This window comes from Halocynthiibacter namhaensis (assembly GCF_000812685.1).
In the GTDB taxonomy this organism is placed as follows: Bacteria; Pseudomonadota; Alphaproteobacteria; order Rhodobacterales; family Rhodobacteraceae; genus Halocynthiibacter; species Halocynthiibacter namhaensis.
Window position 1 is genome coordinate 100426 of sequence record NZ_JWIF01000073.1, and the last position, 10321, is coordinate 110746.

A 10321-nucleotide genomic window follows, 5' to 3' on the forward strand; every position below is an offset into this window, starting at 1 on the left:
GAAGAATTATAAGCCTTCAGGTTGTCCAGCGACCACAAACAGCAAGGCATCGGGATCAAGAAGTTCCGCCGCAACGCGCGCAATATCTTCACGTGTAACCGCGCGAATTTTGTCGTTTCGGGTGGCAATGTAATCAACATCCAACCCCTGCATCTGCATGCCCACAAGGATGTTTGCAATCGGCCCATTTCCGTCAAATCGCAAAGGATAGGCACCGGTCAGATAAGTCACCGCGTCTTCCAGTTCTTGGTCTGTCACACCAGCTTGCGCCATACGCGCCCATTCACTGCGCACAACGTCAATGGCCTCTGCCATCCGATCATTGGATGACGCGAACTGACCAAACACGAATTCAGCGTGTTCCTTTGGCACCAGATACGTCCCAATGCCATAGGTCAGTCCACGCTTCTCACGCACCTCTTCCGTCAAGCGCGAGGCAAAGCCCCCCGACCCAAGAATGCGGTTCATCACAAAGGCTGGGAAAAAATCATCATCATCACGCTTAATACCCGCGTGACCAAACACGGCAACGGATTGCGGGGTGTTGAATTCGACAATCTCGACCCCGCCATTTGCGCCAAAATCCACATGATCAGGCATGGACGCGCCCACTGCGGGAAGGTCGCCCAACAGCGTATCTAGCAGCACCCCAAGTTCTTCGGCTGTGATATCCCCGACCGCGCCGACATAGACCCTATCAAGTGCAATCGACCCATTTTTGACCGCGATCAGATCATCGCGCACCAATGCGCTTACGGTTTCTTGCGTGCCATCACGTGAGGTCGCATATGGATGGCCCGCAAAGGCCAATGCATCAAAGCGAGCCGCAGCCAGTTTACCAGGATCTTGATCGTCCGACCGAAGATTCGACAAGACCTGTTCGCGCACACGATCAATCGCAGTTTGGTCAAAGTTAGGCGCAACAATTGCACCACGCAGCAAAGCCATCGCTTCATCACGGTTTTCGGACAAGAAGCGCGCAGAAATCGACACGCTGTCGTCTCCCGCGTCAAAACTCATACTTGCGGCAAGCGCTTCACGGGCCGCGGCAAACGCGCGAGCATCCATATCACCAGTGCCCTCTTCAAGCAGCGCCATCATCAAATTGGTTGCACCGCGTTTCTCAGGCGCTTCGAGACTGGCACCGCCTTTGAAACTGATTTCAAGAGCCGTGAAGGGGATCGAATGTTCTTCCACCAGCCAAGCTTTAATTCCGCTGGGGGATGTCACTTGTTGAATCGCGATCTCGGCACGCAGAGGCAAGGCGCTCAACAAAACCGCCATGATAACAGATAAAAATCGGATCATTGCAGGATCTCCGGTTTGACAAGACGGCCCGTAACCGCGCGGTTTCGATCAAGAACGGTCTGCGCCGCTTCAAGCACATCCTCGGCGGTGACAGATTGCAGTAACTCTGGCCAAGCTTCGATATCCGCAAGTGTCAAACCCGTTGTCAGCGCCTGGCCATATCTACGCGCCAAGGATGCGACATCATCATCCGCGTAAATCTGCCCGGCACGCGACTGCATTTTGATACGCTCAAAATGTTCCGCATCGATGCCATCCGCAATAAATTCTGCAAGCACACGATCCATTGCGGTCTCGGCTTCATCCAAGGAAACACCCGGAACTGGCACAATGACCATACCGAATGTCGTGTCGTCATAGGACATGCCATTATACCAAGCAGAGGTATACACCGCTATTTGTTCGTCAAACTGCAAACGCTTCGCCATGTAGGATGTCGTTGGACTGCCGCCCAAAAGTTCAGCCAGCATCGTCAGGGCAGCAGCTGTCTTCTGATCCCCCGCATCGCGTTCCGGCGCAAGATAGCTGCGCAACAGATAGCTTTGACCAATGCGCGGATCTTCCAATGTCAGGCGGCGTTCCGACAGTTGCGGCGGTTCCTGCGGGCGCACGCGTGCTTCCAAGCCTTCTGTTGGCGCAAGCGGGCCATAATGTTCTTGCGCCATCGCAAGCACTTCATCCGGGTTCACGTCCCCGGCAACGATCAAGATCGCATTGTTGGGCGCATAATACTCTTGATAAAAATCAAGCGCGTCTTGTGCGTTCAATTTCTCAAGTTCATGACGCCAACCGATAACCGGAACACCATAAGGGTGGTTCAAATATTGCGCGGCGTTGCGTTGTTCGCTGAACAAAGACCCAGGATCACTGTCCGTACGTTGGTTGCGTTCTTCCAACACGACATCACGTTCCACCAGCATGTCTGCTTCGGTGATTTTGAGGTTGCGCATCCGGTCTGCTTCCATCTGCATCATCAAACCAAGACGATCCGCAGCAACCCTTTGGTGATAAGCGGTATAATCCCAGCTGGTGAAAGCATTGTCAGATCCGCCGTTCGCAGCAACGGTTTCCGAAAACTCGCCGGGGGCTAGGTTTTCTGTGCCTCGAAACAGCAAGTGTTCCAGGAAATGTGCAATGCCGGATTTGCCGGCAGGTTCATCCGCTGCGCCAACTTTATACCAGACCATTTGCACGACAACGGGCGCGCGGTGATCCTCGATCACAACAACATCCATGCCATTATCAAGGGTGAAACTGGTGGTGGTTTCAGCGAAGGCGGGCATGGGCAGCAACGCCGCCACACCCAGAGCTTTCAAAATCCGATTGAGCATAAAAACCTCATATATCCGTCAAACTAAGGTAACCACAGGCGAACAGAATTCAAAGGTCTCCGCTTTCACGAACACGTTATTCTTCAGGTCCAGTCGCAGGCGCCGAGGAGGTCCGAATGCCCGCGCGACGCAGACGTTCTAGCTCAGCGTGTTGATCAAGCGCTTCGCGACGATATTTGCGGAAATAGACATTCACGTTGAAAGCACGTTCCAAAACACGTCCGCGATTGCGACCTCGGAATTCCAAGTCTTCAGCCGCCGTCACCGCACGAATATCTGGGGAATAACCAAAGCGTGACGCATGAGACAGCAGCGCGCCATCGGCCCCAACTGTACCGTTGGGCGTCAGGGCATTCACGCTCCCACCCAAAGCCACAACAGCATCTGCCACCGGGTTCGGATCTGTAACATTTGTTCCACCAGGGGTCGGCGTTGGCAGTGTGACCAGGTCTTCGGGCGTTTCCAATTGCCGTGTTGGCAGAACCGAAAATTCATCTGGGCCAGGCCCTGATTCACCCAATGTCATCAGGTTTGGGCCTTCGCCACGCCCCCCACCACAAGCGGCCGGAAGCATCAGCAAAGCCAAAATCGAGGCGGTCTTGATGAAAGTGGTCTGCATTGATCTCTCCTGGCGTCTTTCTCGTTCTATACCCTGCACAGCAACGCACGTCACCTGCTGTTATGCGGCATCGGCAAATACTGGCACGTTCAGGCGGATTTTTTCACTTTTCGTTCCCCAGAAAACATCACCAACCCGAATGCACCGATGAAAATTGCGATGTCTGCAAAGTTGAATGAATAGGGATTTTCAAACCCGCAACATGACATGTTCAGAAAATCTGCAACGGCGCCGTAAATCACCCGGTCAATTACATTGCCCAGCGCGCCGCCAATCAGGATGCCGCCGGAAATCTGCATCCATTTTTTGTCACCCTCACTGCGCACCCACCAGGCCACCCAGGCAGAAATCACAAGCGCCAGAGCAATCAGAAGCCAGCGGGAATCTGAACCACTGAACAGGCCAAAGTTGATGCCGTAATTCCAGGCCATATGGAAATTCAGATAAGGCGGGAAAACTTCCATCACGCCGATGGTTTTCAGACCCAGCCATTCGACGACATATTGCTTGGACAGCTGATCCAGCAGAAAGGTCAGGAACCCGGCGATAAACATGCGTTTCATTGTGTCGGACTCCTGGCCGTTGATCGTAATTACTTAGTGACGGAAGTGGCGCATGCCGGTGAAGACCATTGCCAAACCCGCATCATTTGCGGCTTTGATCACATCATCATCGCGCATGGATCCACCTGGTTGAATAACGCAAGTTGCGCCAGCGGCGGCGGCTTCCAGCAATCCGTCTGCAAATGGGAAGAACGCGTCAGATGCCACGGCAGCGCCCTTAGCCAAGCTAGCATCAAGACCCAATTCATCGGCCATACGTTGCGCTTTGGACGCGGCAACATTTGCACTATCGAGGCGGCTCATTTGGCCAGCACCAACACCAACGGTCGCATCATCTTTCACATAGATGATCGCGTTAGATTTCACATGTTTCGCAACTTTCCACGCGAACAGCAGATCTTGCATTTGCGCGTCTGTTGGGGCTTTTTCGGTCACGACCTTCAAATCGTCCATGCCGACATACCCTACGTCTTTGTCTTGCACCAACATGCCACCAGACACTTGACGGTATGAGGTGATAGACGCACGCGGCGCTGGCAGAGCATCGGTCAACAAAAGGCGCAGGTTTTTCTTGGTGGCAAAGATTTCTTTTGCTTCCTCAGAGGCCCCCGGTGCGATCACAACTTCGGTGAAGATCTCAACGATTTTGGCGGCAGTTTCGGCATCCAGAGGTTTGTTCAGCGCAACGATCCCACCAAAAGCAGAAGTGCGGTCGCAATCAAATGCTTTTTGGTAAGCCTCTGTCAGGGTTGCACCCTTTGCTACACCGCAGGGGTTTGCATGTTTGATGATTGCCACGGCAGCGGTCTCAGCCGGGTCAAATTCCGCAACCAATTCATAGGCCGCGTCCGTGTCATTGATGTTGTTGTAAGACAGTTCCTTGCCCTGCAACTGAACGGCGGTCGCAACACCAGGGCGCGCAGACCCATCCGTATAAAACGCCGCTTGTTGGTGGCTGTTTTCGCCATAACGCAGGCTTTGCTTCAGCTCACCTGCAAAGACACGGCGACGCGGGGTTTCATTGCCAATCGCAGAGGCCATCCAAGTGGACACAGCCGCATCATAAGCGCCGGTGCGTGCATAAGCGATCTGGGCCTGCTGCTGACGGAAGGCATATGTCGTCGCGCCGTCATTGTTGTCCAGTTCCCCCAGCAAAGCAGCGTAATCTTCAACATCCACAACGGTTGTGACAAAACCGTGGTTTTTCGCAGCGGCGCGGATCATCGCAGGGCCGCCAATGTCGATGTTTTCAATCATCTCAGCGTAATCTGCACCACGTGCCAATGCAGCTTCGAACGGGTAAAGATTCACAACCAGCAGATCAATCGCGCCAATGCCATGTTCTTCCATTGCGGCGACGTGATCGTCATTGTCACGCAAAGCCAGCAAACCACCATGCACTTTTGGGTGTAGGGTCTTAACGCGACCGTCCATCATTTCCGGGAAATTGGTAATGTCAGCAACGTCCTTCACAGCAATACCCGCGTCGCGAATTGCTGCGGCAGAACCACCCGTAGACAAAAGTTCAACACCTCGATCAGCCAAAGCACGGGCAAGGTCGATCAGCCCGGTCTTGTCAGAAACAGAAATAAGGGCGCGGCGGATAGGGGAAAGATCGGTCATCAGGGTTTCCTGGCTTGGGTCAGAACAAGGTCACGTATCGAAGTCGGCCTCGTCCCGCTGCAGGTCGCGCACCCCCGTAGGCGTGTCTTGTGCTTTGGCCAAGGTCCAGCTTATGCGGGCGGCATACCCCATAACACGACCAGATAGAACGATTTGTTTCGTCGCACGTGGCTTAATTCTGCCTTTTTCCAAATAGACAGAGGGTTCAAGGCTGATTCCATGACTGCCTGTCTGGCGAAACACCCAAATTTCACCGCTGCGCAGCGCAAGGGAAACAGCGTTCCCCCCCATGTCCAGCGTCGCGTCGACCTCTGGATGCAAATGAAACCGTAGATGAAAACCGATGCCTTGCAGCTGAACAAGATCCATCGCCGCATCGAAGCACTGCTTATCTTTATCGGTGATGGTGGTCACAGTGTCTTCACCAATCAAGGCACGACCATCTTGGCTTAGGTCCAACTGACGCACATGAGTCAGCCCATGGCTGTTGCGATAGCCGTCGTGACCGCCGTGAAAATGGATCGCCTCAAGGCCGCTGGCATTTTCAAGCAGCACATCTTTTGCCCCCTGTGTCAGCAGCTCGCGGCGCTGCCCGCCGACAAAACCGGGTGCCCCTAAGCGGGCCGAAGAATACCCATCAAGCCCAAGGGTCGAATGAGACGGCGTTGCACGGCCCGCGCGCTGCCAATCGTCACCGAAACACTGACCACAGCCACAATTCACGATCAATGGCCGACGACCAGACGTCAATTCCATCGCGAAAGTTGACGCATGCGCATTGGCCGAAAACTCACCCTGCGGTGGGGCTGAGGCATCAATCACAACGCTGGTCCGCCCTGCTTGCAAGCGGGCATATCCCATCGCAAGGCCATTGCGCGCTTTGGCCCGCACCCCGGAAGATGCCAAAGCGTGATCCAGGCGCCCTTCCATGCCGCGCCCGCCACCATGAAACCTTGCCAAGCCGCCATCAGAATGGCGCAAGCTGCGCAAAGTTGGGGCAATGCGTTCAATCGCGGCAATATGTTCTGCGGGGGCCAAACGCCCGGCTTCGGTTAAGGCAGCAGCAGCCCAAGTCAACAATGTGAAAACTTCTAGCAGTTCTTCGGGATTGCGGGTCGGGATGCCACCCTGCACATCAATCTGTGCAGCGCATTCTTTCGCCAAGGCCTCAACTGCGGGCTTCACCAAGTGATCCATTCCACTGAGAGCCAACCCAGCATAAACAAGCCCGGTCAGCGCTTCAAAACGCGGCAGGCCTGGGGCTGCGGCTTTCCAGCGTTTGGACAGGAATATCACTTGCTGTCCCATACAAGAAAACAGCTGGTCCGTCTGATCAGACGGCATGCTATTTAGCAAAAACAGCGCGTGGTTGATCCAACGAATAATGCGTCGACCGGTTAGATCCGGGGTCCAGCCTGCACCTTTTCCATCGCCATAGCGTTCGATCCAAGCGATCAACCAAGCCTGCGAATTTTTACGTGCATTCAGATCGCCGACGGCTGCAAGATCATCAAGCCAAGTGAACCCATGCAGCTGTTCCTCGAACCCTTTCGAGGGCATTTCAAGGTCCCAGATAAGCGTATCGCGCGCTTCCACCAGGTGCCCTGCGAACAGAAAGTTACCGGCGCAAAGTTGCCGGCCCTTGGCAAACGACCCCAATGTGCGTGGTTCAGGCTGCGAGACAAATCCCGTCGCTGGACGTGACCGAGAGGCCCGCCGTGCTTGCAATCGATTCGCCAATTGAACCAATTTGGAACTGAGTGTTTCGCTTCTTGCCACGCGCCTGCCTGTCTTCCTGCGCTCGCCGGGCGTTTTGCCTCTTGCGATGAATATAAATGAATCATGCGGACTAAATGTCGTCCGCTATGCCAGCATAAGCCTCAGGTTACGGCCTGTCACCGGGAAAACACATTACGCCTTGCGTAGGACCGCCATGTAAAAACCATCCATCCCACCTTGATCCGCAAGAAAATCAGGTCGCAGCCGTAACCCGCCCTCAGCGCTGCGCCAATCTGACGGCAGATTTGGCAGATCGACTGGAACCACCTCAAGGCCCTCATTGCGCGCCAAGGCATCCTCAATCTGAATTTCGCCCTCATCTGGCAAAAGGGAACAGGTGCAAAATACCAAACGCCCCCCCGGTGCTAGCAACGTCACAGCGTGATCAATCATCTTCTCTTGAAGGGCGAAAAGGTCAGGGAATTCAGATCCATCTTTCGCACGCGGCAGATCCGGGTGACGGCGCATCGTTCCTGTTGCAGAACACGGCGCATCCAAAAGGATCGCATCATATTGCCCTTGATGTTCCAATGCGTCCCCTGTGACCAAATTTGCCTTCAGCCCGGTACGATCAAGGTTTTCCTGAACACGCGCCATCCGTTTTTCGGACAAATCCAGCGCCGTCACATCCGCCCCAAGTGCTGCCATCTGCATGGTTTTTCCACCAGGTGCAGCACAAAGGTCCAGCGCTTTTTCGCCAGGCTTCAGCTGTAACAGCTGCACGGGCAAGGCTGCTGCCATGTCTTGAACCCACCAATCGCCTTCCGCAAAACCATCCATTTTGCTTACTTGCGCAAACGCGCGCAGGCGCACGGAACCGCCCGGCATCACTTCGCCGCCCAATCGTTCCGCAAGCGCCGCGCTGTTCCCATCCTTTGGAGTCAAATCCAACGGTGGCAGCGTGGCTTGGACGGCCTCCATCTGTGCAATCACTGGCTTGGTGTAATCGGCGATCAACGGTTTGCGCAGCCATTTTGGAAGCTGCGGGGTTGGCAGACTGTCCCATTTCTCAGGGCCTTCTGCGGCCACTTTGCGCAGCGTCCCATTGATCAGCCCTTTGAAATGGCGGGTGTCATTATGTTTCTGTGCGAGGCTTACCATTGCATTCACCACGCCATGCCCTGCACCGTTTTCAACACAGATCTCGACCGTACCCAAACGCAACAAAACCATCGCTTCAGGGGCAGGCATTTTGCGCAGGTATCGCCCAAGAAGACGATCCGCCCGGTCCACCCAACGCAAAGTGGAAATCGCAAGCCGTTGCGCGCGCGCAAGATCCGCGGGGTCGGCAAACTTTGGGGCGGGCAGCTCTGACAAAAGGCGCCCATCAATAATCACACCGCGCAACAATGCTGCGGCCGCCTGTCTCGCTGCGAGTCCCTGTTCTGCCATATCCGTGCCCTTTGCTTGCCGGTCAGGCTTGTTTCCCTATATGACAGAGACCAACACCACAAGCTGCACAAAGGTTACCACAATGTCAGAGACCGACACCCCACCCGAAGAATTTGACCTTTCCACCCCCGCAGGCCGTGCGCTCGCCGAAGCAGCAGCGCGCAAGCAAGCCGCAGAACGCACCGAACTACCGATAGAATTGGGTGGACGCGAAGGGCCAGAACCCATCCGCTATGGCGATTGGGAAAAGAAGGGAATTGCGGTCGATTTTTAAGGCAGCTTGCCCCCAACCCGATGTCACTGCCCACGCACCGCAGATGCTGGGTGCAAAATAGCTGATCGGGTCTGGACAGCCGAGATATATAAATCTCACAGCCGTTAGCTTTTGGCAAATTGGCGCTTGTGTAAACAGATTGTGCACCCCATCAATCACCACATGCCCGTCTCGCTCACAACGATATAATCCGCCCAAGCGACGTAAATATTCACACCGTGCGATGGATGGATCATAGGGCCGCTGCGATCTGGGCAATCCGGTCAATTGGCGGCGGCCTGACCAGACCGAAGGGTTGCATCAGATTTAGGTGTTGGGCTGAGTGAACGTAAGCGTTGCATCTGACCCCAAGTTTTCAATCTATCCCGGATGTGGCAGGGGTGATCGCACTCATGGTACGGTTCGGGTCTGCAGACAATTTGCAGTTCGTTTTTGCCGTATGTGGCCTCGTTTGCCTAGGCTCAGGACCCATTAATTATCTTGCAGCTTAGGCTTGGCCGTGATTCACCTCTGTTATTGATTGGGGGGGCTGATGAGTAATCTTTACTGGCTAAGCGAGGAACAAATGACACGGTTACGGCCGTATTTCCCAAAGAGCCGAGGAAGGCTCGGGTTGATGATCGTCGCGTTTTGAGCGGCATTATATTCATCAATCGCAATGGTTTACGATGGTGCGATGCACCTGCAGAATATGGCCCACCAAAGACGTTGTACAATCGCTGGAAACGTTGGAGTGATCTTGGGGTCTTTGTGAACATCATGAATGGCCTGGCGGCCGAAGCACCTGACAACAAGACCATTTCTATGGACGCTACTTATCTCAAAGCACACCGTGCGGCTTCCAGTCTGCGACTTTAAAGGGGGGCGTCAAAGGCTGAGAGGCCAAACCAATGGCGGTATGAATACAAAACTGCACGCAGTTACCGACACCGCAGGACGGCCCATACGATTTGTCATGACTGCAGGACAAGTCAGTGACTACAAAGGTGCAGCCGCTTTGATTGATCTATTGCCCAAAGCCGAATTTCTGCTGGCAGATCGAGGGTATGATGCTGATTGGTTCCGTAAGGCATTGTCGAATAAAGATATTAAGCCCTGTATCCCAGGGCGAAAGTCACGCAAAAAACCTGTGAAATATGATAAGCGTCGATACAAACGGCGTAACCGTATTGAGCGTATGTTTGGTAAACTCAAAGATTGGAGGCGGATCTCCACTCGATATGATCGCGGCCCCAACGTATTTATGTCCGCAATTGCGCTCGCAGCTACCGTGCTGTTTTGGTTATGAGTCCTGAACCTACAAGAATCTGCTGATAAATTAGCATCAGACTGAACCAGACCGGGTTTATCGGAGACAGTTGAGTTCCTATTCTGCGGCGAGAGTAACAGTGTTCAGGCTGTCATAGAAGTTCCTTTCTGCATGTGCTGGAGC

8 protein-coding genes and 1 pseudogene are annotated in these 10321 nt (G+C 54.2%); 2 read left to right on the forward strand and 7 right to left on the reverse strand.

The features are described from left to right. Positions 1–6: 6 nt before the first annotated feature. The 7 genes from RJ38_RS16395 to RJ38_RS16425 all read right to left on the reverse strand — a co-directional run bounded on the left by RJ38_RS16395 (position 7) and on the right by RJ38_RS16425 (position 8615). On the reverse strand, positions 7–1308 hold the full coding sequence (locus RJ38_RS16395; RefSeq protein WP_039019947.1) for a M16 family metallopeptidase: 1302 nt from the start codon (positions 1306–1308) through the stop codon (positions 7–9). Continuing rightward, positions 1305–2639 (reverse strand): M16 family metallopeptidase, encoded by a 1335-nt coding sequence (locus RJ38_RS16400; protein ID WP_052245496.1) that lies wholly within the window; start codon positions 2637–2639, stop codon positions 1305–1307. The genes RJ38_RS16395 and RJ38_RS16400 overlap by 4 nt, the downstream gene beginning before the upstream one ends. Before the next feature lie 76 nt (positions 2640–2715). Further along, complete coding sequence (locus RJ38_RS16405) at positions 2716–3258, reverse strand: DUF3035 domain-containing protein (RefSeq protein WP_052245497.1); 543 nt, start codon at positions 3256–3258, stop codon at positions 2716–2718. Positions 3259–3347: 89 nt separating this feature from the next. Next, positions 3348–3821: a signal peptidase II gene (gene lspA, locus RJ38_RS16410; RefSeq protein WP_039019948.1), complete on the reverse strand. Its 474-nt coding sequence runs from the start codon at positions 3819–3821 to the stop codon at positions 3348–3350. Positions 3822–3854: 33 nt separating this feature from the next. Beyond that, positions 3855–5444: a bifunctional phosphoribosylaminoimidazolecarboxamide formyltransferase/IMP cyclohydrolase gene (gene purH / locus RJ38_RS16415; protein ID WP_039019949.1), complete on the reverse strand. Its 1590-nt coding sequence runs from the start codon at positions 5442–5444 to the stop codon at positions 3855–3857. Positions 5445–5474: 30 nt separating this feature from the next. After that, positions 5475–7223: a heparinase II/III family protein gene (locus RJ38_RS16420; RefSeq protein ID WP_039019950.1), complete on the reverse strand. Its 1749-nt coding sequence runs from the start codon at positions 7221–7223 to the stop codon at positions 5475–5477. A 132-nt stretch (positions 7224–7355) separates the two neighbouring features. Beyond that, a complete protein-coding gene (locus RJ38_RS16425) occupies positions 7356–8615 on the reverse strand; it encodes an RsmB/NOP family class I SAM-dependent RNA methyltransferase (protein WP_039019951.1) in 1260 nt (419 codons plus the stop codon). 82 nt (positions 8616–8697) lie between these two features. Between RJ38_RS16425 and RJ38_RS16430 the strand changes: the two genes are divergently transcribed. Beyond that, positions 8698–8889: a DUF1674 domain-containing protein gene (locus tag RJ38_RS16430; protein ID WP_039019952.1), complete on the forward strand. Its 192-nt coding sequence runs from the start codon at positions 8698–8700 to the stop codon at positions 8887–8889. Between the two features lie 532 nt (positions 8890–9421). Continuing rightward, positions 9422–10177: pseudogene (locus RJ38_RS18680) on the forward strand (IS5 family transposase). Positions 10178–10321: the final 144 nt, after the last annotated feature.